Here is a 26,590-nt window from a genome sequence, read left to right as displayed (position 1 = left end):
CTCCGAGCTGCGCAGTCGCCGATCAGCAGGTGCCCATGGCGGTGCCTTGATCGGCGCCGTAGCGGTGGCCGTGGCCCGGCGGCGCGTGCAGTGCGGCGAGTAGGTCGGCGCTGGTCTGCAGGAAACTGACGACCGGAAGCCATTGCGGGACAGGGGCATCCACCCGAACATCGCGAAGTTCGGGTGCCCGCCACAGCAGCGACGGCGACCAGTGCACCACTGGGTCGGAGCTATTCGCCAACACCGTTGCCCCCGCATGATGCACCTGACCGGCGGGCGGACCCGCCCAGAGCGCGGCGCAGGTGCGGCGGTCCTGGTCGACGTCGTCGGTGAAGATCGAGCTGCCGCCCAGCGCGCCGAGGCTCTGTCCATAGACGTAGAGCCGGGGCTTGTGCTCGAGTGTGCCGATGCGTCGCTCCAGTGCAGTGAACAGCGCACGTGCCGAGGCGATCGCATCGTCGCGGCCGAAGAGGAAGGTTACCCAGCTCGGGGCATAGGAGTACTGCATGCCGACCAGGGCGACGTCACCGCCGAAGCGTTCGTAGAAGCCGCGGACCGCATTCGCATCGATCCATCCCGACCCGGTCGGTACCGCGAGGACGATATTCGAGCGTTCCAGTCCGCCGGAGCGTTCCAGTTCCCGAATCGCGAGGGCAACACGGGAATCGAGATCCGGTGCGGAGTCGAGTCCGACATACACCCGGACGGGTCCGGCGGGCGATCCGGAAACGAACTTGCGACCCTCCGCGCCCAGCGACGGCCAGCTGATGGCCGATTCGGCGCTGCCGGAGCGGGTATAGGAAACCGGTTGCACCAGTTCGGGATCGATCGTCGCATTGGCGATGGCATAGGCACTGCGCCGCCAGTCCACCACCACGGGTACGCCGATGAGATAGAGCACCGATGCCGCGACCGCGGTGACCGCGATCCCGCGCGCCCAGCCGAGTTGCCGCGCGATCCACCGGGTGACGCGGGCGATTCCGGCGACAGTGCCGACGATCACCGCCGACATCACCGCCCAGTGCAGCCAGTACCCCGGGGCGATTGGCGCCGCATCCATCGCCGTGCGCAACTGGTTCTGCCAATGACTCGCATTCGCGGCCGTGCCGACGATCGCGATCGCGGTCAGACCGAGCAGTGGTCTCCGACACCGAGTCAGGCGACGGTTGATGTCGAAATCCCAGTACCGCAAGGTAAATCGGAGAACGCCCGCAATGCCGAGCGCGACGGTGGCGAGCAGCCCGGTCAGCACCGCCTGGGCGCTCGGAGTGCGCGGCAGCAGACCGGGTGCGAGCGATATGACTGTGCCGAGTCCGATTCCGAGCGTCGTGCCTATGCGTGGATGCAGCGCGCGGTGAAACCGATTGGCGGCCAGTCTCTTCCAACGACTATATCGAGGTGACCGGCCATTCGGACTCGCCGTCCCGACGGTATTCGGAGCGGTGGCGGCCGGTCTGGTCGTCGTCAACGTGCTCATGCCTCAACCCCCTGTGCGCCAATGCGATTCGAAAACCTGGCCGGTGTCCTAACCTCGGCCCGTCGCCGGGCGGACGGCAGCACACCAGCCAGCACCACCCCGAGCCCGACCACCCCGGCAAGCCATGCCAGCCACCCGCCGCCGCTTTCGGAACTCTGCGCGCCGAGTACGGATTCGAGCACCGGCACCCCGTAGTCCTGCCGTCGCGAATTCAGATCGACGAATGTGTACGCGATACTCGCCATGGCATTGCAGCGAGCGCGGGAGAACGCGTCGTCGCGGCTCGCGCACGCTTCGTGCATATGCGTGGCCAGCGTCGCGTCGAGGTCCTGCCTGGCCCAACCGGCCAGCGGCTCGTCGCGCTCGCCCGCGTAGCGCAGCAGGTCGTAGCCCAGATCGTGTGCCTTACAAGCAGTTTCGAATTCGGCGGGCAATGTCACCGGTGACGAGCAGTCCCCATTCGGATTCACCAGCAGCCCGTCGACGACGGTCGGCCGATAACCGAACCGGTCCACGAAATCGGCGGGAATCGCGGCTGCCGAACCCGGTCCACCCGAGGTCAGGTCGACAACCGCCGCACCGGCCGCGGCGTTTTCCATCGGCCGGTGCACGGTGGCGGCGTGCGCCGCGGGCGCCAGCACAACGGTGGCTGCCATGGTGGTCAGCGCGGCCGCCGTCAATGCGGCGCAGCGTCGGGCGATGGGTTGCGCTCGGGCATCGTGCGCCCCGGCGTCGGCCAGCCTGGCGGTGTTCGGTGTGCTCATGATGCTCGACGCTAGGAATCCGGGCCGCCGCACCACCTCACGCCGGGGTGCGGTTTCCCGGCCCGTGCCATCGGGTGAGCGCATGCGCCCGCTCCCCCTGCAGTACTGCGGCGGATTTCACCCGTGGGTATGAGGACCCGGACCGCTCGGTTTCCTACTGTCGTAGGCATGGAAAAACGGCGTGCCCAGATCAAGCGGATGAATGCGCGAATGTGGTTCGACGCGTGCACCGTGCTCGTGGCGGTGATCTTCTTCGCCGTCGCGTGGCCGACGCTGCACGTCACCCATGTCGTCCCGGTCGCGGTGCAGCCGTTCATCGCCGCGCTGGCGGCCTTCCCGGTCCTGCTGATCCGGCTCAACCCGGCGCTCGGCTGGGCGATATCGGCGGGTTCGGCGCTGATCATCGCGCTGGCCATTCCGCATCAGCCGGGCAATGAGCTCCCGATGCAGGTCGTGCACATCGTGTGCCTGTTCGCGCTGCTGTTCGCGGTGGCCCTGCGTGCGCCGGTGCCGATCGTCGCCGTTGCCTGGGGCGCGACCTCGCTCTTGCTGGCCGCGACGATGTCCGGTGACGGCGGCGGATTCTCCGGCGGGGCCTGGGCCTGGCCCATCGCCTTCGCCGCGGTCGTGCTGTTCGCGATGCTGGTGCGCTGGCTGGTGCAGTCGCGCAAACAGCTGCTGGCTCAGGAGGAGGAGAACGAGCTCGAGCGGGCCCGGCGCGCCATTCTCGAGGAGAAGGCCCGCATCGCCCGCGACCTGCACGATGTGGTCGCCCACCACATGTCCCTGGTGGTGGTACAGGCCCAGACCGCACCGTATCGGGTCGAGGGTGTGACCCCGGCCGCCCGCGCGGAGTTCGAATCCATCGGCGCGACCGCCCGCGAGGCATTGAACGAGATCCGCGGCATGCTCGGCGTGCTGCGCAGCGACGGTCAACTGCCCGAACACGCGCCGCAGCCGAAGGCCGCGGATGTGCTCGGCCTGTTCGAGGCGGCGCGCCGTGCCGGTGTGCGCATCGACTGGACCATCGATGGGCTACTGGATCTGGTTCCGGACTCGGTCGGCCTCGCGCTGTACCGGATCGTCCAGGAATCGCTGTCCAATGCCTCCCGGCACGCGCCGGGCGCTCCGGTCCGCGTATCGGTCGTCATCGGCACCGACGCACTGCATCTGAGCGTCGGCAACGATCTCAGCGCCACCGTGGCCCGCCCGGTCGGCAATGGCGGCCATGGCCTGGCCGGAATGCAGGCCCGCGCAGTGGCGGTCGGCGGGGAGGTGTCCGCTGGTCCTCGGGCGGATGGCGGGTTCGAAGTCCAGGCACGTCTGCCGATAGCTCCGGCATCCGGGTCGGTGCCCGACCCGTCGATGGCCGCCGCGGTTGCCGATGCGACGGACCGGTGAGGGCATAACGTGGGCGCGCCCCGAAATGGCTACGGGGGCAACTGATTTGAAAGCACATGGGTAACTCCATGTACTCACATCGAACTAGCTTGCGGTTGGCATCGTTGTCAAGAGCGGGCACCGTTGGGTGTGGTTGGCTTCATTGGGCCTCTGAGCTGTGGATACGTTGAAGTATCACCCCGTTTCGGCTGTGATATCGATTACTAGCGTTAGCGCGTGCGAGCGTCGTTGGTCGACGTCAGTCATTAAATGGCGGGATTGATGACGAGCGGGCGACGGCTGACCAGCAACCATGCAGGAGACAAGCGATCGTCCCCGATGCGACGACCAGCCATAGGTGGCGGTTCCCAGTTATTGTTAGCGGCCGGTTCTCGGCTGCTGATGAGTCGATCGTCTGGGCGGTCTCGAACGACCGACATGCGGCTCGATAAATGGCAAGAGCGTGTTGGCCGTCGGTGAAAACCGGTGGTACGGACAGCACCCGCATAGTTACGGTCGATCGATGCCGGATGCGATCTTCGCTCATTCCCGCCTTGCGCTGATCTACGACGAGTTCGAAGGTGATCGCGAGGATCTGGATGTCTATGTCGGCATCGCCGACGAGTTGGGTGCCGAGGTGGTGCTCGATGTCGGCTGCGGGACAGGACAGCTCGCTGTGCTGCTCGCGCGCACCGGCCGGAACGTCGTAGCAATCGACCCAGCCGAAGCATCACTGGAGGTCGCGAAGACAAAGCACGCACCGCCCGGGATCACTTGGTTGCACGGCGACGCCGCGAACCTCCCTGCGGTAGCCGCCGACCTGGCGGTCATGACCGGCAACGTGGCCCAGGTCTTCCTCACCGACAACGACTGGACCGATACGTTGGACAGCATCCGCAGCGCCCTGGGGCGCGGCGGGCACCTGGCTTTCGAGACCAGAAGGCCGGAGCGCCGCGCATGGGCGGATTGGGCCGCCGACACAGGTCCGGTGATCCGCGATATTCCGGGCATCGGGCGGGTCGAGCAGCGGCTGGAAGTCAGAGCTGTGGACCTTCCGCTGGTATCGTTCCGGCACACATACTCATTCGCCGCCGATGGTGCCGTCGTCGTATCGGACTCGACGCTCCGGTTCCGCGAGCGGGCGGAGGTCGAGTCGGACCTGATATCCCACGGCTATCGAGTCTGCGATATCCGGGACGCTCCCGACCGCCCTGGGCGCGAGTTCGTATTCATCGCCGAATCGACATCCTGAACAGGTGCTGGACGCGCCGTCTTCGGCATTATCACGCGGTCGTGGGCGGCATCGCCATGATCAGTCCGCGTATGGGATCTGGAACAAGTTCTCCCTGCTGATCATCTGCCATCCCGTTGGTGAGCCCCGACTGGCAACATGGTGGTCCCAGAACGGGGCAGCAAACGACAGCCGACTGTGTACGCAACCGCCAAGAACAGCTGGGAACTACCATCAACAACACCCGGGAGCTGGCACTATCAGGTCTGGTCGGCCGCCCACCAGCCGCCATCTTTGGCTGAGAGTCGCACCCGAGCGAAGGCCGCTACGTTTCGTAGGTCAGCTCCGAGTCGGCCGGTAGGCCACCCATCACGGACACGGACGCACAGAGTGCCGCTCAGACAGACCTCATGCCAGAATGCTCGGTATGAGTGCGGCTTACGCGGGTCTGGTCGTCTGGGATGTTGACGGCACCTTGATACCGGCTGACTTGCGTTGGCTCCGAAGGGGTGTCGCCCGCACATATGGTCTTCAGGAGGAGTCGATCGTCTTCCCGAAGGCGCGTGTGCATGGCTACACCGACGAGTCGATTGTTGTGGATACAGCTATCGCTTCGGGCGTGCAGTCGGAAGTTGCCGAAGAGGGCGTCGAGCGGTTTCACGAGGTACTGGCCCGTGTGATGTTCGAGGGGGAACAGGAACTCGCCCGTGAGCAGCCAGCGTATCCCGGTGCGTTTGATTCCATTGCCTCGCTGCACGAACACGGGTTCGTGCAGACTGTCTTGACCGGAAATCTGCGTGTAGCAGCCGAAGTCAAGCTTCGCGTATCGGGCCTGGACCGACACCTGGATCTCGGCATCGGCGCGTTCGGCGATGACGCGCGTGACCGGTTCGAGCTTCCCGCCGTCGTTGTCGAACGGTTCGCCGCTCAATACGGCACTACGCTCGATGCGAGTCGGACGGTTGTCATTGGTGATGCCCCGAACGACATTGCTTGTGCTCGTCATGCAGGTTTTCACGTTATCGCGGTCGCGCATCGAATGCCCCGTAATGAGCTCGAACAGCATTCTCCCGACGCGGCCTTGGACCGGCTGGACGCAGATATGGTGGTCTCGGCCGTAGCTTCCTTAGCAGGTAATAATTAGGAGACCTCGAGGGTTTCTATCCTCTCCCGAAGCTCCCGAACCGGCGTTTCAGTTTTCCATGGCTCGAGCCGGCTGAGCGCGCGCTGAGCACGTTCAATCCCTCGCGAATTTCCCATTGCAACAAGATTTTCGTATGCGACTCCCAGCATTCGGCACCCTTCTTCTAGTCCGCCACTCGGTACGTGGGCCCTCGCGAGGTCGACTCGAGCGGCGAGCGACATTCAACGGTTGACTCTGATTCACTTCGGTCGATTGCGTACTGCCGCAACAGCATCCGTGTAGAGTTCGGTGGTCAGCTGGTCTTCTGACACACCGAGTTCGGCCAGCACCGTCCGCAATTCGGCCAGTGCCGCGTGGAGGTTCTCCTCGGTGGCTTGAGTCTCCAGCTCGAGGAACGTGCCGTCGATCTCAGGGACCGTCACGACGGTTGCCAGCAGCTCGTGGCCGGTACTGGCGAACCGGAAGTTCTCACAGTGTTTCGTCAGCTCGATCATGGGGGTATACCCGAGGTGCGCGATGATCTCTTCCAGCGGTTCTCGCTCGCCGACTACGGTCTCGAACTCGGGCTTGGAACCTGTTGCGGCGTCGACGGCAGAATCTTTGAACGTCAGCAGATGCCGCGTCTCGCCCGCGCCGCTGATGGTTCGGAGGCGAAATTCTCGATCAGCTCGTGCAAGTTCATTGTCCTCGGTGTCGAAATAAACATCCCGATAGGACACGTTCTCGGCCTCGGCCCGTTCCTTCAGCATCGCTCGAACCGAATCCGGGTTCGTGAGCTTCGCCTTGTATTCTGCTTCGATCATGCTCGGCTCCAATTGTTTCAGACGATTCGGGTCGCGCTCGACACGGCTCGTTCCACAGTGGTTACGAACGCATGATGCAGAACACCTTGGTTATTCGGATCGAAACGGTGTGTGGGCGATGTATGGCCCTCGCGATTCGTCGGGTCGGTCGTCAGCCCCCTGCTCATTAGTTCATTCTGGCCGATCGCGTGGGGGTGGCAAATCGGGTTTCGGTCGATTTGCCACCTTCCTTGCCTTGGGGGTGTGGCGGTCTGCTCGTTGTAGGTACCGCAAAACCGGTGGCCTGGAATCGAGTGGGAGGCGCAGGCCATGAGAACGACGACCCGCCACGGCGTTCCGCTGCTAGACGTGGCACAGCGAGCGAGAATGCGGCCGGAACTGCTGGACGTGATCGAGTACCGCAAGTCCGGATGGGCTGTCTTGCCCTATTGCGCGGGTATGGCCTCGCGCGCGTTGCCAGCTGAGAGGATGTGGGAGGCCCCGCTCCAGGAGTCCCTGAAGCGGGGCCGGAACTGCTGATGATCGGTCAGCGCCGGACTATCGCAAGTACTTCGTCTCTGATCTTGGTCATGGTTTGGATGTCGGGTGCTTCGACGTTCAGTCGCAGCAGCGGTTCGGTGTTCGAGGGACGCAGGTTGAACCATGCGCCGCTGGCGAGTTGCACAGTGAGCCCGTCGAGTCGATCGGTGTGCGCGCTGTCGAAGCGCTTCTCGATCTCGGCCAGGGTTGCGGGGACGTTGGCGACTTCGGAATTGATCTCGCCGCTCGCGACGTATCGGCTGTACTCGGCCACCAGGGCGGACAGCGGTTTCTCGGTAGAACCGAGCGCCGCGAGTACGTGAAGGGCTGCGAGCATGCCGGTGTCGGCGCGCCAGAAGTCGCGGAAGTAGTAGTGGCCGGAGTGCTCGCCGCCGAATACGGCATCTTGTTCTGCCATAAGGGCTTTCATGAATGTGTGTCCGACCCTGGTGCGTGCGGGAGTGCCGCCGTGCTCGGTGACGATCTCCGGTACCGCGCGGGAGGTGATCACGTTGTAGACGATCGCCGATCCGGGGGCCTTGGCGAGTTCACGGGTGGCGATCAGCGCGACGATCGCTGACGGCGGCACTGATGCCCCGGTCTCATCGACCACGAAGCAACGGTCCGCGTCACCGTCGAACGCCAGCCCGACGTCGGCACCGACTTCACGGATCTTGTTCTGGAGGTCGACCAGGTTGGCCGAGTCCAGCGGGTTCGCTTCGTGGTTGGGGAAGGTCCCGTCGAGTTCGAAATACATGGGCACTACCTCGACCGGTAGCCCGTCGAACACGATCGGCACCATGTGCCCGCCCATGCCGTTTGCGGCGTCGACGGCTACCTTCAGCGGCCGGATTCCGGAGAGGTCGACCAATTCGCGGAGGTAGTCGGCATAAGCGTGGGCAAGATTACGATGAGCGATGGTGCCGGGGGCGCCGGTGTGGGCAGGGATTCCGTTTTCGAGCATGGCGCGGATGTCGCCCAGGCCGGTGTCCTGTCCAACCGGTGTGGCACCCGGACGGCACAGTTTGATGCCGTTGTACCGGGCCGGGTTGTGGCTGGCGGTGATCACCGCACCGGCCACGTCGAGTCGACCCGCCGCGAAGTACACCAGATCGGTGGAACCTAGGCCGCAGTCGATGACATTGTGTCCCTGGCTGGTTACCCCTTCGGCGAATGCCTGGGCGAATGGTTCGGACGAGGGCCGCATATCGTGCACGATCGCTACCGTGGTGTCGACGAGTCGCGCGAATGCTGCACCGACCTTACGCACAATGTCGGTGTCGATCTCCTCACCGACGACTCCTCGAATGTCGTACGCCTTGATCAGCTTGGACAGGTCCCGCATGTGTGGCCCCTTTGTCGGGTTGGTGGTCGGCAGGAAGGAAAACTACACCGTGCGCATCGCTGGCAGTGAACACCCAGATGCGGACCGGAAGCGTTGACAACGCCGCTCGGACGGGTTCGAGCGCATCCCATCCGACCAGCGCGAACAAGCAACCGCCATGCCCGGAGCCGGATACTTTCGCGCCGAGGGCACCGGCTGCCAGGCATCGTGACACGCACTCGTCGATCAGGAGTGTCGAGCACCGCACCCGGTCGCGTAGCAAGCAGTGACCTTCGCTGATCAGCGCACCAATCGCTGGGTAGTCAGGATTTTCGACGCGCAGCGCATCGGCCATTTGCGAGACGATGACCGATGCACGTTCGGCATAGTGTCGAATATCGCGTTCACCTGCGCGGAAGCGGTCGCGTTTGGACGCCAATACCTTTGCGGTCGAATGCCTTTGGCCCGTATCGATCAAGACGATCGGAATATTGATGGTTTCGGCAAGCTTGGCCGCCAGTGGGCGATGGCTGGGGAAGATCTCGCGGACACCGCCGTATGTGCAGGCCAGAAAGTCCATCCAGCCTGCACCGGTCTCCAACTCGATCGACTCGGCACGAAATGCCAAGCCCGCCACTGTTTCCGGGTTCGGTAAGGCGCGATCGGTCGCTAGCGACAACGCCGCTGCCGCAGCGACAGTGACTGCCGCGCTGGACGAAACCCCGGCGGCGATGGGCAGTTCCGTGCTCGACTCTATTGATGAAACCGTCAACTGATTGCTGCTCCGGCGGGCCACGACTCGGACGGAGGCTTGCAGTGGGTCCAATTCGTCGCCCGTGTATTTGTCCAGGTCTTCCACTGACGTCTCCCGGGACGACCAAATTGGCGCGGCGGCGCGTAGCTCGATCGGACCAGGTTGGCATGTAGAGCGGATTGTCACGGTGGTGCGCAGCGGAATGGCTGAGACTATCGATGGCTCGCCGGTCATCCAGTCCAGTGATTCGCCTGCCAGGCAGATTCGGCCGGGTGCCGACGCGGTGACCGAGGAACGGTGGCCGGGATGAAGCATCACAGTCTCGTCTCCGGAAGCGGCTGGGTACAGGTACGGCAGGCTGGTGATAGCGACCAGTCTGCAGCAGCGTGAGCATGCCGGTACGCGATCATCTGCGCCGAGTTCCACAACTCCAAGAACGTCGACCGATTCAGATCACCGATCACATAGCGGGCGTGATCTGAGGTGTCTGGATATACGCAGCAGCACATTTTCATCCAGCCGTGATAGTCGATCGTGGCGCTGGTGGCGGTCATCAAGCACGGCGCGGTACGGGGTGCGGCAAGCGGCAACATCGTGACCGAACCGCCTCGGTTGTTGTAGCTCTCGAGGATCTGGGGCGAGATTATTTCGACCTTCGAAGCCCCCGATTCGGCAACTGCCGCCAAACCTTGCCGGACCGGCTGAAAAGCCCAATCGAGCCGGTCGTATAGTCCGGCTTGGCGCAACCATTTCTCGATCGCGGCGAATGACGGTGGTGTGTCTGCTCGATGGGGATAGCGGGTGATCCTGATGTATTCGACGCCGCTGTCAACCAACCGCTCGAACAGCTCCCGACGCAGCACGTCACCATTGGTGTAGATCGCCGGTTTGGACTGTGGCACAGCTGATTTCGCGTAGTCGATCTCTTGGGTGAGACGTTCGTTCAGCAGAGGTTCGTTGTAGTTGTGAAACGCCAGCCAACCTGAGTAATCCAGGGTGCCGAGTTCGTCGATGATGCCGCTGTACAGACTCCACGGCATCAGGTCCTGACCCTGACGCGCTGCGTTCTCGCCGTTCGGGCACCACCCGCATGTCCTGTTGCACTTGCGCGATGTTTCAACCTCGACGTATCGCGGGAGCGGTGCACGCCCATGGGGTGACGCAGCCAGCGCTGACGGTGGGGTCCCGGCGTCGATATACGTCATTGCCGACTCCTTGTGCGAGTGAAATATGTTGCAGGGCAATGAGTCCCTAGATTCAAGGGTGGGACGAAGGGCATACTTGGGGAAGTCGATTAGCGTTGCCGAAGCGTTGCCTATCGGGTGGACGGTAGAGATAGTGTCGGTGTCATGCTGGTGACGGGCGAAATGCTCAGGTCCGCCCGCGAGGAGGCGGGGGTCTCCTTGCGGGAAATGAGTCGGCGTATTCCGGCCGACAAGGGGTATCTGAGTCGAGTCGAGACGAGCACGAAACCCGCACCCGACTGGATAGTTGGCATGTACGAGGATCATCTAGGTATGGACATACCCCGCAGAACCCTGCTGGCTGGCCTGGCGGCTGGCGTTGTTGTCCCCGGCCTGGTGACAGACGCTGTGCGGAGGATGTTCGAAGAAGAGACCATCCTGTGCAGCGTGGATGCATGGGTCGAGCGGATGGAGCAACACGCCGCCGACTGTATGACCGTCGGTGCAGGCGAAATCCAACAGCGCATTTCTGCCGACCTGATCGCTATCCGGCCGTACCTGGCCACCGACCCGCGCCTGTGGGCCGTCGCGTCCCGGCTTATGGTGATGCACGGTGCACCGCTGAATGATGTCGCCGACGGCACGGCCACAGCCCGCTGGTACCAAGCGGCTGTCAACGCCGCTGACCGATCCGAAGACATCTCTACCCGGGTGTGGGTGCGGGGCCGGTCAGCCCTGAGCATGGCGCACCCCACCGCCGCCCTGACTGATTGTCATCGGCATGCCGCCGACGCCACCCAGATCTCCGACACACCGAGTGTGGGCAGGCTCATGGCGTTGATCTCGCGTGCTAACGCCCATGCCCTCGACAGCAACAGTCCCGCCGCCAGGCAAGCTCTCGACGAGGCTCGGCGGGTGTTCGACTCGGTGGGTAGTACCGATGCGGTCTCGGATTACACGATGCCCGAATGGCGCATGAATGTGGACACGTCACTGGTGCTCGCTCGCTTGGGAGACCACGATGCCGACGCGGTGCAACGGGAGGCCATTCGCGTGATGCCCGCTCGATTTGCGCGGTTCACGACCCATTTGGAGATGCATCGAGGGTTAGCACTGGCTCGATCCGGAGATCGCGCAGAAGGCATCTCGCACGCGCGAAAAGCATTGGCGCAGTTGCCCGTCGACGGGCACAGCGTCGCTCTCCGCCGTCTTTACAACGAGGTCTCCACGGTCAGTAGCAGTCCGGCACTGCGGTAGGCAACGCTTCGGCAACGGCGAACTCATTCCTTCGCGACTCATCCAGCCATAGCGTCGATGTCATGCACCAACGCGCGGGGTTGGCCCACCGCATTCTTTGCGGTTCAACGGTTCCCCGTCGGCTGGTGCCCTCAGAGAAAGATCTCCGAGAGGACACGCGAGATGATGACTCGGCCTATGGATTGTTCCCACGAGACGACCCCTACTCAACAACAGCAGGACAAACCGAAAGCCGTTGGGTTCGTGCGCGCTGACGTTTCAGGACTGCATTCACCCCGGCACGCGGTCGCGGTCGAGAGGCACGCCCGATCGTTGGGCTTGCGCTACCTCTACACGGCGCGGCCCCCACAAGGCACTACCGACCCGATCGGCTACGCACTGGGTATCGCGGCGGGGCTGGGCGTAGCGGCGATCGTGGTGTACGACCTGGCCCAGGTCGATAACCAACCGGCACGGGTCTGTGCGGACTTCGATCTGGAAACCGTGTGCCCGCCACAAACCTGGGCGCGGGTCATGTACCCGGCACCGATCGAAACGGGGGCGGCGTGATGAAAAGCACCGTGATCGTGACGCCCTCGCAGGTCTGCGACAACGCCGATGTCGAACTGGCGCACAAGCAGATGCAACGTCATCTCGCCTGCCGGGTCGCCTGCTGCCTATGGAAGGCGGCAGCGTACCGCACGTTGGTGGACGCGGGCCGACTCGCGCCGCAGACTTCGAGCCCACGCGAGCGCGCTGCCGCACGGGGGCTCGCGTTCCCGCCACTGGTCAGTGAGCCGAGCACGCACAGCGGGCCGACGGCGCAGACGATTCGCGAAGTGTTGAGCAAGCTTTCGGAGTTGGCATCACCTACCCAGACGCGAACACTTCCGGCGGCGAAGGCAATCAATAACTTTCGAGGGGCTGATATGAGCGAGCGCTGCACGGAAGCGAACGGCTGGGTCGCACACTGGCTACTCGATCACCATCGTGTTCGAATAATGCTGGTGGGTAACGAATCCGAGACGCAACGTTTGTTTTCGGCTGCCGTGCTCGCGACTGCCCCTGACTTGGCGGAGATGCGTGAGCGGTTCCCGAAACTGTCAGAGTTGTGGGATGCGATCCGTCGAGAGTATTGGGCGGAATTCTTTACAGCTCGAGAGAATTCACGCGGAAAGATCTAACGGAAGGGCGGGATGGATCGAGTATCGGATCCTGTCGGTAAAGCGGAATTGTCACGCGGGCTGATATGAAGTGTCCGCAGGTTTGACGGTACCGTTGGTGCCGTGACCTGCGGCCACTCATTCGCAAGCACATGGTTGACTCACCGGGTACGCCCAGAACTTGCCGTCTACCTGACGTAGGGGCTGGATGTGACGCACGCGGCGCCCGACTCGTATGGCAGGAGTACGCGGAGAGGCGGTTAGGCTGTCCTGGTGGCAATAACCGTTCTGATCGCCGACGACCAGGCCATGGTGCGCCAGGGATTCGGCGCCCTGCTCGCCGCCCAATCCGATATCAGCGTGGTCGGCGATGCGCCCGACGGGAAGGTCGCCGTCGCCGAGGCCAAGCGGCTGCGTCCGGATGTGGTGCTGATGGATGTGCGCATGCCGGAGATGAACGGACTCGACGCCGCGCGCGCGATTCTGGCCGCCGGATTCGACCCGCCGGTGCGGGTGCTCATGCTGACCACCTTCGATATCGACGATTACGTCTACGAGGCGTTGAGCATCGGCGCCAGCGGATTCCTGCTCAAGGACGCACCTGCCGAGGAATTGGTACGGGCCGTGCGCGTCGTCGCCGACGGTCAGGCGCTGCTCGCCCCGACGGTCACCCGGCGGCTCATCGCCGATGTCACCCGCCGCCGCACCGCGGCCCGCGCCAAACCCACGCCCGCGCTGGCGGCGCTGACCCCGCGCGAACGCGAGGTGCTGGAGCTGATCGCCAAGGGGATGTCCAATACCGAGATCGCCGAATCCCTCTATGTCGCCGAGCAGACCGTGAAAACCCATGTCTCCAAGGTGTTCTCGAAGCTGAATCTGCGCGACCGGGCCCAAGCCGTTGTGCTCGCCTACGAATCCGGTCTGGTCACGCCGGGCTAGCGCGGCTTCTGGCACTTACCGCCATTGAGATCGTCGAGGTGTCGCGAGAGCAGCCGGGCCAGCCGGTCGAGCAGGGCGGTCGCATCCTCGAAGGTGCCCGTATCCGCCTGTGCGGCAAGGGCGACCGCGACCAGGCCGGATCGGGTCGGCACCAAGCCGAACTGGCGGACGGTGTAGACGCCGGTTTCGTCGTCGGGGCCCCAGCCGCCCTTGAATTCGGTGCCATCGATCGTGCCGAGGCCCCATCGCTGTTCCGGCGTGATCTGCTCCATCAGGCTGACCACGGTGTCGGTCTCGGGCAGGCAGGGCAACTGGGAGGCGAAGCGGGCCTGATTGGCCAGTGTCCATTCGGTGGCGCCGAATGCGGTGTAGTCCAGGCTGGTCTTCGGACCGGACACATTGGTCAGCGCGTCGCCGGCCTCGTCCAAGACCTCCTGGACGGCCTGGGCGGCCTCTTCACCGTCGCCGAGGGACTGCCACAGCGCCTCGGCCGCATCGTTATCCGAGACGGTGATCGCCTCGTGCGCGTATTCGGCGGCGCCGGTCGGATCGTGCCGCAGCGCCGCGATGGCCAGCGGGACCTTGATGGTGGACCAGGCGATGCCGGAGGTCCAGTCGCCGAAGATGGTCATCCGGCCGCCGCCGACCGGCATGATCGCCATCCCGACCTGGCCCTGCAGATTCGGCTGCAACTGGGTGAAATCGGCGGCCAGCGAATCGGGCCGCGAAATCGACCAGCCCGGATGCCAGGATCCGGGCCGTTCGACGGGTAACGTCGGTTCGTTGGGGGCGCTGTGGGTGCCGGGCAACAGCGAACAGGAGGTAAGAGTGAGCAATGCGGTGAGTGCCGCACCGCGCAGCATCACCCGGTAGTTCGCCATCGTTTTCGTAGACCTCACCGCCGTGTCCTCCCCACCACCACAACATGACACCCGTTGTTCCATCGGCGGTGCAAAAACATCCTCGTCACACCCGTCCGGTCGGTGACCGGACGTCGGGCCGTCAGCGTCGGTCCATCGGGACAACTGACGCGGCGCTGCGGCCCTGTTGATAGTTTCGCCGATTTTCGCGGAGAATTCGAAACGGCGTGGCCAACGGGCTACCCGGTAGGCTCACAACTCTGTTTACGTGCTCGGACGACCGATGTCCGGGGGCCGCAGTCACCTGAAGGGGGTCGCGTTGCTGAACAGCGGTGAGGTGTTCGCCGGGTTCACCGTGGAGCGGCTGCTCGGACAGGGTGGTATGGGCTCGGTGTACCTGGCCCGACACCCCCGCCTCGGTAAGCAGACGGCGCTGAAACTGCTGAATCGGGAGCTGTTCGCCGACGCCGAGGTGCGCGCGCGGTTCGAGCGGGAGGCCGATCTGGCGGCGCATCTGGACCATCCGAATATCGTCGCCGTCTACGACCGCGGCTCCGAGGACAACCAGCTCTGGATCTCCATGCAGTACATCGACGGCGTCGACGCGGCGACCGTCGACCCGATGACGCTGCCGCCGGAGCGGGCGGTGCAGATCATCGAGGGCGTCGCGGCCGCACTGGATTACGCGCACGGCATGGGAGTACTGCATCGGGATGTCAAGCCCGCCAACTTCCTGCTGGCCCGTTCCAGCGGTGGGCAGGGCGAGCGGGTCTTCCTCACCGATTTCGGCATCGCCCGGCTGCGCGAGGATTCCACGCACCTGACCCAGACCGGGATGTTCAGCGCGACTCTGTCCTACGCCTCGCCGGAGCAGATGACCGGCGCCAAGCTGGACAACCGCACCGACCAGTACTCCCTGGCGTGCGCGCTGTACTGGTTGTTCACCGGCATGGCCCCGTTCGACGCACCCGATCCCAACGACATCATTCGCGGGCACCTGCAGCATCTGGCTGCGCCGCTGGCCACCCGGCGGCAAGGTTTGAATCCGGCGCTGGACGGGGTGCTGGCCAAGGCGATGTCCAAGCGGCCTGAGCACCGGTACGCGACCTGTGTCGAATTCGCCGCCGCGGCGCGCAAGGCATTGACCGCGCCGCCGGTCGCCACCGTTCCGGTGCATCCCGGCTATCCCGTCCTCGGGTACCCGGCGAGCCTGCCGAATCCCGTCGGATCCGCTCCGCCCGCACCGGCATTCGGTGCGCCCGCGGACCAGGGTGCGTTCGTACAGTCCACGCAGGCCGTCGGGCCCGCCGGATATGGCGCGCCACCGCAGGTCGCGGGCTATCCGGTGCCGCCACAGTCCGGGGCGGTGCCGGCCGGGGCTTATTCGGCGCAACAGGCGGCGCCGCCACTGCCGGGTGCCGGGGCGGTGCCGCAGGCGGGGGCTTATTCGGCGCAACAGGCGGCGCCGCCACTGCCGGGTGCCGGGGCGGTGCCGCAGGCCGGGGCTTATCCTGCGCCACCGCAGGCGGCAGCGCAGCCCGGGGCTTTTTCGGCGGCACCGGCGCTTCAGGCGTCGCCGCAGGCTGGAGCACCGGCGGCACAAGGGGTTCCGCTGCAAGGTGCGCCCGCGCAGGGCCAGCCGTCGCAAGTGCCGCCCCTGCAGTCCGCACCCGCGCAGGGCCAGCCCGCTCAGGCGACGCCGATTCCTGGCTCGCAAGGTGCACCGACTCAGGGCCCGCCACCTGCCGCGGGTCCGCCGATGCCGCCGGGTGCCGTGCCACCGCCTGCGGCGCCATTCGGGCCGAACGGCCCTGGCCCCCATCCGATGCCGGAGCACAGCCGCAGTACGGCGGTGCTGCTCGGCTGGATGGCCTGCGTGATCGTGGTCGCGGTGATCGCTGTCATCGGCACCTTTGTTGCCGTCGGCTGGCGGTCCGACGAGCCGAACAATGCCGCGGTGCCGCCACCCGCCGCCACCGCTACGGCCGCCGCGCCCGATGCCATGGCGAAGAGCCGCAAGCTGTTCCCGAACCTGGTGCCGCCGGGCAAGGACAGCCACGGTGCGGCCTATCAAGACGCCCGCTGTTTCGCCGCGAAGCCCGGCGATCAATTGCGGCTCCAGGACGAACCTTTGAAATCCAGTTCATGGGTCGACGCGTGGGAATGCCATCGCGAGACGCAGTCCACCACCCAGATGAGCTATTCGATCCTCGAATACGCCTCCGCCGCCGAGGCACGCGCCGTGGTCCAGGCCCTACCCGCCAATGTCGCGACCGCGGAGAAGAAGGACGGAGTCCCGGTCAACACCCACCGATGGACAGTCGAGGATCCGCCGGGCCCACTACAGCCCTTCTACCACACCGCAAAACTGGTGGTGAGCTTCGAATCCGACCCCGCCCGCTCGAATTTCCTTGTCTACGTGAGCAATTACGGCACCTCTGGCGCCGCCCAGACCGTCCCCCCGACCATCTCGGCCCAAGACGCCCTCACCGCCTGGTGGGCTACAGCTCCGCTGTAATCGCTTGTCGGACAACCGAATCGGGCTCCCCGGTACGCGTTACCTCGGTCGCGGCCAATGCTCTGCCCTGGTCGACCAAGGAAGCGCTCATCGCGCGACACAGCGCAACGGTAATCGCCTGTCGGACAGCTGAATAGGCTGTCTGCACGCCATTGGGCACACCGGCAGCCCCGATCGAACTCAGTCGACCGCCAATGCCTCCACGATCGGCATTCGGCCGGCGCGCAGTGCGGGGGGAATCGACCCGAGCAGCGCCAAGGCCAGTGCAGCGGTGCCGTAGACCAGCAGGATCGGGCTCGGCTGGTACACGATGTCGATGGTCAGAGCGTGGCCGATAGCGACGGTCGCCAGATACTGGATTGCCGCACCGGCCACGAGACCTATTGCCGCGCCGATGAATCCGATGCCGACGGCTTCGGCGAGGACCGAGCGCAGCAGAAATTTGCGGCTGGTTCCCATGGCTCGCAGCACGCCCAGTTCACGACGGCGTTCCAGCACCGAGAGCATCAGGGTGTTCAGCAGTGCCACGGTGGCCACCAACACCACGATCCACAGGATGGCGTAACTGAGCGCCGTACCCTGCCGCAGGCTGGAGGAGATGGCGACGACCGCCTGCGCGCCGGTGTCGACATGGATATCCGCCGGCACCACCCGCCGCACGGCGGCCCGCACCGCCGACTTGTCCACGCCCGGTTGGAAATGCACCGCGAGCACGGTTTCACCCGGTCGCTGATACCACGCGCGCATCTGGTCGAGATTCATCACCACCACACCCGCGATGGCCGAGATGTACGGAATCACATCCAGCACCCGCACGGTGTGATTGCCGGTCGGGGTCGGCAGGGTCAATTCGGCCCCGGTGCCGACGTCGAGTGATCGTGCGACATCTCGCGAGATCGCCACACCTTGTCCGGCGGCCAAGTGGGCCATGACTTCTCGACGCACCGAACCGGTCTCGGATTCGTTCGCCTCGCTCGGATAGCCCTGCAGCATCACCCGCCCGGTGCCCAGGGTGGCGAAGGCCATCTGCGCGGGGCCGACCTCCTCGACGCCGGGCACCTCGGCGATCTTCTCGCGTAATCTGCTGGGCAGCAATGGCCCCGTCGGGAACTGCTCCATCGAGCTGGTGCTGACGAACAGATCGGTATCGCCGAACCCAGCGAACGAAGCGGTGGCCGAATCGACCATATTGCGCGAGCCCCCGCCCATCGCGACGGTGGCGGATATGCCGATCATCACCGTCATCGCGGTGGCCCACACTCGCCGCGGCGCGCGTTCGAGGGTGGTGGCCCCGAGCGTGCCCGGCGCGCCGAAGCATCCGGCGATCACCGCGGCAGCACGCACGATCGGCCCGGTGGCGGCGAAGCACAGTGCCACCGCCCCGGCGAACGACATCGAGATCGCCGCCAGCGATACACGGCCGAGATCGGCCTCCGCAATGACGATCGCGCCGACGATCAGGCCGAGCCCGAGCACGATCGAGGTCCAGCGCAGTGCCGCGCTCGTCGTATCGGCGCGCGCCACCTCCACCGGTGCCAGTGCCTCGATCGGTTCGACCTTGTACACCTGGCGTGCCGCGATGGCGGCCGCCAGCACGCTGGCCAACACACAGGCGCCGATCGCCACCGGAATTGCATACCCGGGCACCATATATTCGGTGCGCGCCTCCACCGACTGCATGATGGCGGTGGGAAGTCTGTTGATCGCGACGCCGCCCATGGCGGCACCGACCACCGAGCCACCCACACCGCCGAGCACGCCGAGCAGCGCCGCCTCGACGAGCAGATCACGCACCATCGGCCCGCGCTTGCCGCCGATGGCCCGCAGCATCGATAACACCGGCCTGCGCTGGGCGACGGCCATACTCATGGCGTTGTAGATCAGGAACGCCGAAACGATAAGTGCCGCAGCCGAGGCCATGAGCGTCGAGTACCGCACGATCTGGATGGCGCCACCGGCCTGTGCCGTGCGCAGCCCGGGATCGGCGACCACGGCGCGGCCATCGACCACCTTGGTCAGTGTGGCACGCAATTGGTCGACATCGGTGCCATCGGCCGCGATGATCTGAATCGAGTCCAGCCGCCCGATGCGGTCGGTGAGTTTCTGCGCCAGGCCGAGCGGGGCGGCGATGATATGGCCGCCGTTGAGTTGCTCGGAGGTCTTCTTGTCGAGAACCGCTGCGACGGTGACGGTTCCGGAGCCGAGCGGGAACTGTTCGCCCTCGGCGCGCCCCATGCCGGATCCGACCAGGACACCGTTCGGCACGGTGAGCAGCTTGCCGGCCTGCGCGGCCATCGGCCCGCCCAATTCACTGCCGAGTGCGGCGATGCTGGCGTCGGCGCCGATCAGCAGCGCCTTATCCGCGCCGGACCCGACCTGCGCGCGCAACATCGGCACCGTCTTGTCGACACCGGGTGTGGTCGCGATCCGTTGCAGTTCCTGCTGATCGAAGCCCGCGTCGGTGATCCCGGTGACCTCGAGTGCGGCCTTGCCGCCGAGGCTGCGGGTCAGCCGGTCCACCGATCCGGTGACCGAGCCGGAGATGCTGAACACCGCGACGAGCAGCGATGCCGAGATGGCCATCACCGTCAGCGACATGAAGGTGCGGCCACGATGGGCGAGCAGTTCTCCGATATTGAACAGTCGCAGCCGATCCCACACCGCGGCGATCATGCACGCACCGCCCGCTCGGCGATATCGACCTTGTCATTGGCGCCGATCTGTCCGTCGCGCAACGTGATCACCCGGTCGCAGTATTCGATGGCGCCCATATCGTGGGTCACCATCACCACCGAATTGCCGTTGCCCGCAATATCGCCGAGCAGTTTCAGGATGGCCGCGCCGGTCTTGGAATCCAGATTGCCGGTCGGTTCGTCGGCCAGGATCAGCGGCGGATCCATGATCAGCGCCCGCGCCACCGCGACCCGCTGCATCTGCCCACCGGACAACTCGGCGGGACGATGCGCGGCGCGTTCACTGAGCCCGACCAGGTCGAGCAGTTCCAGCGCGCGCGGCTTGGCCTTGCGCAATCCGGTGCCGTCCAGCAGCTTCGGAATCGCGACGTTCTCCCAGGCGGTGAGGGTGGGCAGCAGGTTGAAGAACTGGAAGATGAAACCGACACGGTGGCGCCGGAATTCGGACTGCCGCTCATCGTCGAGGCCGCCGATCTCCTCGCCCTGGAACCGGATCGACCCGGCGTCGGGAGTATCGAGTGCGCCGAGCAGGTGCAGCAGTGTGCTCTTGCCCGAGCCGGACGGTCCGATGATCGAGGTGAATTCACCGGATTCGATGCGCAGGCTGATGCTGTCGAGCGCGCGCACGGTTTGTTCGCCGACGCGGTACTCCTTGGTGATATCCGTCAGTTCCAGCATGGCCAAGTCCGGCATCGCGGTCCCCACCCTCTTTCGTCACGTGTTCGAACTCGCTCGATTGTTGCGCAGCGCGTGCCGCGCGGCGCGTTATCGGGCCATCGCCTCGGACGCCCGGTCCTGGCGTCGGTATTGCGCGTCGAGAACGGCACGCAGCACCGGTTGCTCGGCAGCGAGTTCGAGATAGGCCTCGACCGCGGATTGGCCCTGCAGCAGCGCTTGATCCAATTTCGCGTCGAGATGGATATTCCACCGATAGCGCAGTGCGAGCAAGAGGCCTTCCGGTCCGCCGAACAGCCGGTCCAGTTCCGGGATGTCCACGAACAGGTCGGGGCTGGCCGGATCGACGGCCGCGCGAGTGAGCACGGTGCGCACGATCTCGGTCCGGCGGTGCTGGTCCTCCCAGCCATTGCGACTGCTTTGTCGCTCGAGTTGATCGCCGTAGCGACTGCTTGCAGGTCGCTCGAAATGATCGCCGTAGCGACTGCTTGCAGGTCGCTCGAAATGATCGGACATGGCGTTCGGCCTTCCGTGAGTGGTGAATCCCACGCTACGGACGGAAAAATAAGGTGTCTTCGTGCCAGGGACGCGAATCGATCTCCTACCGCGGTAGGAGTCCCGACCCGTTCCCGGCACGATGCAGCTGGCCCGATCTGGCGGTTAGCCTTACAGGATGGATGTGATCCACGCCATCGGCTCGTCGGCGGGCGCCCAACCGGCGATACCGTTCCGGGAGAGTGGGCGCATCCGGGATCGGTTCGCGGCCTTTCTGCACAATCCCATCGCGGTCATCCGCCGCAACCTCGAAGAGCTGCCGTTCGACTACCCGCCCTCGGTAATGATCAGCGCCGACGCGGCCCTGCTCTTCGTCAGCGTCGGCGCGACCATCCAGCGGCACCACTACTTTCCGACGGTGCTGCCGATCCTGGCGGTGATTCTGGTCTTCGTTTCGGTGCCGCTGTTCTGCTTTTTCGGTGTGACCCCGAGCCCGATCCTGCTCGCATTCTCCGGACTGGCCGCGACGGCGATCCTGCTCACCCAACCGGTATCGGCCGATTTCTCCCCGTTCATCCTGGTGGTGATGGTCGGCGAGGTCGCGGCCATCGTGCGCAAACGCTTCAGTGCGCTCTTCGCGGTGGTCGCGGCACTGCAGTTGGCGGCCTTCGACGCGGCCGGGCATCTGATGTGGAGTGTGACCGGTGAGCGTTTGCAGGGGATCCAGATGTACACAATCGGGATCGCACTCGGCTGGCTGGTCGGTGTGATGTTGCAGTACCAGCGCAAATTCCTCTATCAGGAACGCCAGAGCCAACAGATCCGGGCCGCCCGCGCCGCCGACGAGGAGCGCCGCCGGATCGCCCGCGAGGTGCACGATGTCATCGCGCACTCGCTGAGCATCACCCTGCTGCATCTGACCGCGGCCCGGCACACACTGCAGACCGATCGTGATGTGGACGAAGCGGTAGACGCGCTGGTCGACGCCGAACGACTCGGCAGACAGGCCATGGCCGACATTCGCCGCACCATCGGCCTGCTGGACGCGCGGCCATCGAAACTGCTGCCCGAGCCCGGCATCCGCGATTTCGATGACCTGGTCGGTGATTTCGCAGGGGCGGGACTCGATGTCCGTTACTCCCGCGTCGAGGATCTGACCGCGGTATCGGCCGCCGTCGGGCTCGCGCTCTACCGGATCGGCCAGGAATCCCTGGCCAATGTGATCAAACATGCGCCCGGTGCGACCGCGACCGTGTTCCTGGAGGTGGACTCGACGGTGGCCCGGCTCATCGTGACGAACACGCTGCCCAAGGGGTTGCCACCGGATCTGGGCGGCGGGATGGGGTTGTCCGGTATGCGGCAGCGCGCCGAACTGCTCGGCGGCCGGATCGAGGCCGGACCGTATGACGACGGCTGGATGGTGCGGGCCGAATTCCCGCTGAGCGGTGCCCGGAGCTGGGCGACGTCGTCGTGCCCGGTGCCCGACATGATCCACGGAGCGGCGAGTGCGATGCGTGACAAGGCCGAGGCCATTCGGCGCGACGGTGTGCTGGGGGAGGGTGCGTGACCTCGGTGTCTGCGGCCGGTGGCGACGATGCCGTCACCGTTCTGGTGGTCGATGATCAGGAGCTGGTGCGCGGTGGACTGCGCCGGATCCTGCGGCGGCGCGATGGCTTCGTCGTCAACGAATGTGCCGATGGCGACGAGGTGCCCGCCGCCATCGCGGCCAGCCGCCCCGACGTGGTGCTGATGGACCTGCGCATGAAGCGCGTCGGCGGTATCGACGCGACCCGCGCGCTGCGTGCGCGCGACGGCGCGCCACCGGTGCTCGTGCTCACCACCTTCGATGACGACCAGCTGCTTTCCGGTGCGCTGCGCGCCGGGGCGGCCGGGTTCATCCTCAAGGATTCGCCCGCCGAGGATCTGATCCGCGCGGTGCGCACGGTCGCCGTCGGCGGCGCCTGGCTGGATCCCTCGGTCACCGGCCGGGTGCTCTCGGCATACCGGACGGTGCGTCCCGTCGCAATCCGCGACGACAGCAGACTCGCCGAACTCACCGCGCGCGAGTACGAGGTGCTCGAACTGATCGGCCGCGGTCGCGTCAATGCGGAGATCGCCCGTGAACTCGGTATCTCCGAAGTGACCGTGAAGAGCCATGTCGGACACATATTCGGCAAACTGGAGCTGCGCGATCGGGCCGCCGCTATCGTGTTTGCGTTTGACCACGGGGTGGTCGCACCAGGACAATCCACAGGTTGACGGGCAGCCCCGATCGCGCACGACCGCCGATGGTGGTGGGCGATCTCGCCCGGGATGTGGAGGATTGACGGGGTGGATGGACCTGGATGGAGAGTCGGCAGTCGGTTCGGGCCGTATGAGCTGAGATCGCTGCTCGGCAAGGGGGGTATGGGCGAGGTCTACGAGGCGTACGACACGGTGAAAGACCGCGTGGTCGCGGTCAAACTGCTGTCCGAGGAGCTCGCCAGAGATCCCGTCTACCAGGTGCGTTTCCGTCGCGAATCACAGGCCGCCGCCCGGCTGGCCGAACCGCACATCATCCCGATCCATGACTGGGGCGTGATCGACGGTGTGCTGTTCATCGATATGCGCCTGGTGCCCGGCGTCGACCTGCGCGGCATCCTGCGCGGTCAGGGGGCAATGAGCGCCGAGCGCGCAATCGGCATTATCGAGCAGATCGCCGCTGCCCTGGATGCCGCGCATGCCGATGGTCTGGTGCACCGTGACGTGAAACCGGCCAATATTCTGGTGACCGACGCGGATTTCGCGTACCTGGTCGATTTCGGCATCGCCCACACCGACGGCGACAGTGCCGTGACCCAGGCGGGCACCGCGATCGGCTCCTATGCCTATATGGCGCCGGAGCGCTTCGATTCTGCCCCGGTGACCGGTCGCGCCGATATCTACTCCCTCGCCTGTGTGCTGCACGAATGCCTCACCGGGGCAACACCGTTCCCGGCCGGGAGCATGAGTGTGCTGATCCGGTCGCATCTTTCCGATCCGCCGCCGCGGCCGAGTGTGCAGCGACCGGGCATTCCCGCCGCGATGGACGAGGTGATCGCCCGCGGTATGGCCAAGCGGCCCGCCGATCGCTTCCTGACCGCGACCGATCTGGCCCGCGCGGCCAGGGCGGCGCTGGCCACCGCGCCCGCCGCCAACACCCCGACGCTGATCGTGCGTCCGCCCGATCCGTCCCGTGGTCCGTCGGATCAGGCTGTGGTGCACCGCAATTCGGTGCCCGCCGACGCGACCGGGGAGTTGTCGATCACCGCGGTCATCCATCCGACCGGGCCGACGGTGGTCTCGCCCGCCGATCTGCAGTTCACACCATTGCCGCCGCAGCAGCCGTCGCGGCCACCGCACGGCGCGCCCGGAACCGCGCGGCCGGCGCGGCCGTTTCCGGACGCGCACCTGTACACGGAGTCGCCACAGCCTCAGGAGTATCCGGAGACGCTGTATCCGCAGTCGCCGGACTACCCGGGCGGCTCGCAGGTCCCGCCGACCGAGCAGTATCCGGACCAATCGCGATATGCGCAGAGGTCGCAGGCCGAACAGACGATGCGGTATCCGGATTCGCACTACCCCGAGGCCAGATACCCGGAACAGCGGTACCCGGAACAGTTCGGCGCGCAACAGTATTCGCCCGCTCCGGAGACTCGCCGCATCCCGCAACCCTTCTCGGGCGCACCGCCGTTCGAACCGCCGCCCGGGCCCGCCCACGCGGCTGCACCCAACCACGCGTCGCAATACCAGGCCGCATCGGAATACCCGCCGCACAGCGGCTATGCCGAGCCCGAGTACGAGGACGACTACGGCCAGGACACCTACCACCGGCGCGACCGCTCGATCGTGCTGCCCATCATGGTCGCCGTCTTCGTCATCGTCGTACTCACCGTCGGCGGTGCCATCGGCTGGCAGCTGATGGGTTCGGGCGACTCCGGGAATTCCAAGGACGCCCAGGCAGGTGCACAGGTGACGACCACGGCCGCCCGTGCCACCGCCGGTTCGACGACACCGCCGACAACCTCGACCAGCAAGGCCGCCCCCACCTCGGTCACCCTGCCCGCTGGCGCAACGCGCTGCCCGACCGGACAACCGGTGTCCGGCACCTTCACCCAATCGGCCACCGGATCCTCGGTCACCAGTTGCGGTTTCGCCGAAGCAGTCCGCCAGGCCTACGCCGACTCGGCCGCCGCGAATGTCTCGCGTTCATCGCGCTCGGTCGTCGCGACCAGCCCGGTCACCGGCCGCACCTACACCATGAACTGCGTCGCCGACGGCCCATTGGTCACCTGCACCGGCGGTGAGAATGCGGTGGTCTACGTCTACTGACACAGCACACCATACGAAGCGTATTGTCCAGGATCCATCTCAGAACCTTCGCCGAAGACCTGTCGCCGAGCCGGCCCCCGTACGTCGATTGTTGTTGTGGTGCAATGAAGTCGACCGATCGGAGCCTCCGCGATCGATACGGGCAGGGTCCGAGACGTCCTGGGCAGCCATCCTGACGTCAGTTGCCGAATGCTATCGACGATGAGCGGCTTTCAAGAAGGCTGGGATTCATCGGTCAGCACAGCCCGGCGGCCTGTTTTGCGGTTTTCTCCAGCTTGGCTCGATGTTGCTGCCACCAGGTCGGGTCGCTGGTAGGCATGTTGTCATTGCCGTCGACCAGGCCTGCGACGCCGTCGATCAGTTCGCGGATGATGTCGGCATGTCCGGCATGCCGGTGGGTTTCGGCGGCCACATGCACCAGGATTTGGTGCAGAGTGACGGTCCGGTGGTCCTCGGACCACCACGGGACGGAGCCTTCCGCGGTGAGGTCGAGACTGTCGATCGTGGCGTCGGCATGCGCCCAGGCCCGACGGAAGAACCCGATGATGTCCTCGCGTGACTGTTCGACGGTGGCCCACATGTCGGCCGTGGGATCGGCCTCGAAGTCGTGTTCGGTGAGGGGTTCGTCGTATGGGCGGGCAAAGGTGTCACCGAAGTAGCCGAACTCGACGGTGCCGAGGTGTTTGACCAAGCCGAGCAGGTTTGTGCCGGTTGGGGTCATCGGGCGACGCACGTCGTACTCGGACAGGCCGTCGAGCTTCCACAGCATGGCTTCGCGGGCATAGCGCAGGTAACGGTGCAGATCCGCTTTGGGGCCGGAGGCAGTCATGTCGAGCACTCTGCCAGGACATTCTCCCGGCCCCGACTGATTTTCCTTCTCGGCCAACAGCATCCACTCGAGAGACGCGATCTGCTCGGTCAGCTCTGTTCAACGGAGACGATTGATCACACGCACGTCGACATGAGCGAGCGTTCTGCGAGATTGCCTGCTGCTCAATGGTTGTGGCTCGACCAATAGGACGTTCTGTGCCGCAGCGGTCTGGGGCCGGGTGATCGTCGGCGGGTCAGCTGGCGCGTTGAT

The 26,590-nt window shown here is 65.4% G+C and carries 22 protein-coding genes; 11 read left to right on the top strand and 11 right to left on the bottom strand.

The window, feature by feature from the left end:
* Positions 1 to 22: 22 nt before the first annotated feature.
* The gene (locus ABZW16_RS14150) at positions 23 to 1,477 is read right to left on the bottom strand and encodes an alpha/beta-hydrolase family protein (RefSeq protein WP_354955754.1); all 1,455 of its coding nucleotides are present in this window, start codon (positions 1,475 to 1,477) and stop codon (positions 23 to 25) included.
* Entirely contained in the window at positions 1,474 to 2,325 is an 852-nt protein-coding gene (locus ABZW16_RS14145; protein WP_354955752.1) for a hypothetical protein, read from the bottom strand. The genes ABZW16_RS14150 and ABZW16_RS14145 overlap by 4 nt, the downstream gene beginning before the upstream one ends.
* An 84-nt stretch (positions 2,326 to 2,409) precedes the next feature.
* Between ABZW16_RS14145 and ABZW16_RS14140 the strand changes: the two genes are divergently transcribed.
* The 3 genes from ABZW16_RS14140 to ABZW16_RS14130 all read left to right on the top strand — a co-directional run bounded on the left by ABZW16_RS14140 (position 2,410) and on the right by ABZW16_RS14130 (position 5,996).
* Positions 2,410 to 3,642 carry a histidine kinase gene (locus tag ABZW16_RS14140; protein ID WP_354955750.1) on the top strand — a complete coding sequence of 411 codons (1,233 nt, stop codon included), beginning with the start codon at positions 2,410 to 2,412 and terminating at the stop codon, positions 3,640 to 3,642.
* 502 nt (positions 3,643 to 4,144) lie between these two features.
* Complete coding sequence (locus ABZW16_RS14135; RefSeq protein ID WP_354955748.1) at positions 4,145 to 4,873, top strand: class I SAM-dependent methyltransferase; 729 nt, start codon at positions 4,145 to 4,147, stop codon at positions 4,871 to 4,873.
* 406 nt (positions 4,874 to 5,279) lie between these two features.
* Positions 5,280 to 5,996 (top strand): haloacid dehalogenase-like hydrolase, encoded by a 717-nt coding sequence (locus tag ABZW16_RS14130; protein WP_354955746.1) that lies wholly within the window; start codon positions 5,280 to 5,282, stop codon positions 5,994 to 5,996.
* A 239-nt stretch (positions 5,997 to 6,235) separates the two neighbouring features.
* On the opposite strand, the gene cyaB is transcribed toward ABZW16_RS14130, so the two are convergent.
* The 4 genes from cyaB to ABZW16_RS14110 form a co-directional block, all read right to left on the bottom strand.
* Positions 6,236 to 6,811, bottom strand: coding sequence for a class IV adenylate cyclase (gene cyaB, locus ABZW16_RS14125; RefSeq protein ID WP_354955744.1), 576 nt, complete (start codon positions 6,809 to 6,811; stop codon positions 6,236 to 6,238).
* 514 nt (positions 6,812 to 7,325) lie between these two features.
* Positions 7,326 to 8,663 (bottom strand): phosphomannomutase/phosphoglucomutase, encoded by a 1,338-nt coding sequence (locus ABZW16_RS14120; RefSeq protein ID WP_354955742.1) that lies wholly within the window; start codon positions 8,661 to 8,663, stop codon positions 7,326 to 7,328.
* Positions 8,608 to 9,501, bottom strand: a complete 894-nt coding sequence (locus ABZW16_RS14115; RefSeq protein WP_354955740.1) for a hypothetical protein — start codon at positions 9,499 to 9,501, stop codon at positions 8,608 to 8,610. The genes ABZW16_RS14120 and ABZW16_RS14115 overlap by 56 nt, the downstream gene beginning before the upstream one ends.
* A 209-nt stretch (positions 9,502 to 9,710) precedes the next feature.
* Positions 9,711 to 10,601, bottom strand: a complete 891-nt coding sequence (locus ABZW16_RS14110; protein WP_354955738.1) for a radical SAM/SPASM domain-containing protein — start codon at positions 10,599 to 10,601, stop codon at positions 9,711 to 9,713.
* A gap of 144 nt (positions 10,602 to 10,745) precedes the next feature.
* Between ABZW16_RS14110 and ABZW16_RS14105 the strand changes: the two genes are divergently transcribed.
* The 4 genes from ABZW16_RS14105 to ABZW16_RS14090 all read left to right on the top strand — a co-directional run bounded on the left by ABZW16_RS14105 (position 10,746) and on the right by ABZW16_RS14090 (position 13,918).
* A complete protein-coding gene (locus ABZW16_RS14105) occupies positions 10,746 to 11,837 on the top strand; it encodes a helix-turn-helix transcriptional regulator (protein ID WP_354955736.1) in 1,092 nt (363 codons plus the stop codon).
* 312 nt (positions 11,838 to 12,149) lie between these two features.
* Positions 12,150 to 12,386: a hypothetical protein gene (locus ABZW16_RS14100; protein ID WP_354955734.1), complete on the top strand. Its 237-nt coding sequence runs from the start codon at positions 12,150 to 12,152 to the stop codon at positions 12,384 to 12,386.
* A complete protein-coding gene (locus ABZW16_RS14095; protein ID WP_354955732.1) occupies positions 12,386 to 13,000 on the top strand; it encodes a hypothetical protein in 615 nt (204 codons plus the stop codon). The genes ABZW16_RS14100 and ABZW16_RS14095 overlap by 1 nt, the downstream gene beginning before the upstream one ends.
* A gap of 252 nt (positions 13,001 to 13,252) precedes the next feature.
* Positions 13,253 to 13,918 carry a response regulator transcription factor gene (locus ABZW16_RS14090; RefSeq protein ID WP_354955730.1) on the top strand — a complete coding sequence of 222 codons (666 nt, stop codon included), beginning with the start codon at positions 13,253 to 13,255 and terminating at the stop codon, positions 13,916 to 13,918.
* Here the strand turns inward: ABZW16_RS14090 and ABZW16_RS14085 are convergent.
* Positions 13,915 to 14,817 carry a hypothetical protein gene (locus ABZW16_RS14085; RefSeq protein WP_354955729.1) on the bottom strand — a complete coding sequence of 301 codons (903 nt, stop codon included), beginning with the start codon at positions 14,815 to 14,817 and terminating at the stop codon, positions 13,915 to 13,917. The two genes, ABZW16_RS14090 and ABZW16_RS14085, sit on opposite strands and share 4 nt — an antisense overlap.
* A 280-nt stretch (positions 14,818 to 15,097) precedes the next feature.
* Between ABZW16_RS14085 and ABZW16_RS14080 the strand changes: the two genes are divergently transcribed.
* Positions 15,098 to 17,296, top strand: coding sequence for a protein kinase (locus tag ABZW16_RS14080; protein WP_354955727.1), 2,199 nt, complete (start codon positions 15,098 to 15,100; stop codon positions 17,294 to 17,296).
* Positions 17,297 to 17,476: 180 nt separating this feature from the next.
* Here ABZW16_RS14080 and ABZW16_RS14075 read toward each other — a convergent pair whose 3' ends face one another.
* From ABZW16_RS14075 to ABZW16_RS14065, 3 genes are all read right to left on the bottom strand, one after another.
* Positions 17,477 to 19,969 carry an FtsX-like permease family protein gene (locus ABZW16_RS14075; RefSeq protein ID WP_354955725.1) on the bottom strand — a complete coding sequence of 831 codons (2,493 nt, stop codon included), beginning with the start codon at positions 19,967 to 19,969 and terminating at the stop codon, positions 17,477 to 17,479.
* Entirely contained in the window at positions 19,966 to 20,682 is a 717-nt protein-coding gene (locus tag ABZW16_RS14070) for an ABC transporter ATP-binding protein (protein ID WP_354955723.1), read from the bottom strand. Before ABZW16_RS14070 ends, ABZW16_RS14075 begins: the two co-directional genes overlap by 4 nt.
* A gap of 72 nt (positions 20,683 to 20,754) precedes the next feature.
* Positions 20,755 to 21,180 (bottom strand): hypothetical protein, encoded by a 426-nt coding sequence (locus tag ABZW16_RS14065; RefSeq protein ID WP_354955721.1) that lies wholly within the window; start codon positions 21,178 to 21,180, stop codon positions 20,755 to 20,757.
* Positions 21,181 to 21,337: 157 nt separating this feature from the next.
* Between ABZW16_RS14065 and ABZW16_RS14060 the strand changes: the two genes are divergently transcribed.
* The 3 genes from ABZW16_RS14060 to ABZW16_RS14050 all read left to right on the top strand — a co-directional run bounded on the left by ABZW16_RS14060 (position 21,338) and on the right by ABZW16_RS14050 (position 25,509).
* Positions 21,338 to 22,726, top strand: a complete 1,389-nt coding sequence (locus ABZW16_RS14060; protein WP_354955719.1) for a histidine kinase — start codon at positions 21,338 to 21,340, stop codon at positions 22,724 to 22,726.
* Positions 22,723 to 23,418: a response regulator transcription factor gene (locus ABZW16_RS14055; protein ID WP_354955717.1), complete on the top strand. Its 696-nt coding sequence runs from the start codon at positions 22,723 to 22,725 to the stop codon at positions 23,416 to 23,418. Before ABZW16_RS14060 ends, ABZW16_RS14055 begins: the two co-directional genes overlap by 4 nt.
* 72 nt (positions 23,419 to 23,490) lie before the next feature.
* Positions 23,491 to 25,509 carry a protein kinase gene (locus ABZW16_RS14050; protein WP_354955715.1) on the top strand — a complete coding sequence of 673 codons (2,019 nt, stop codon included), beginning with the start codon at positions 23,491 to 23,493 and terminating at the stop codon, positions 25,507 to 25,509.
* A 235-nt stretch (positions 25,510 to 25,744) separates the two neighbouring features.
* Here ABZW16_RS14050 and ABZW16_RS14045 read toward each other — a convergent pair whose 3' ends face one another.
* Complete coding sequence (locus ABZW16_RS14045; protein WP_354955713.1) at positions 25,745 to 26,338, bottom strand: DinB family protein; 594 nt, start codon at positions 26,336 to 26,338, stop codon at positions 25,745 to 25,747.
* Between the last annotated feature and the right edge of the window lie 252 nt (positions 26,339 to 26,590).

Origin of the sequence: Nocardia sp. NPDC004604, from assembly GCF_040609795.1 — a bacterium.
Classification (GTDB): Bacteria; Actinomycetota; Actinomycetes; order Mycobacteriales; family Mycobacteriaceae; genus Nocardia.
Note: the sequence above shows the minus strand (reverse complement) of the source record. Positions and strands in the feature narration are given on the sequence as shown.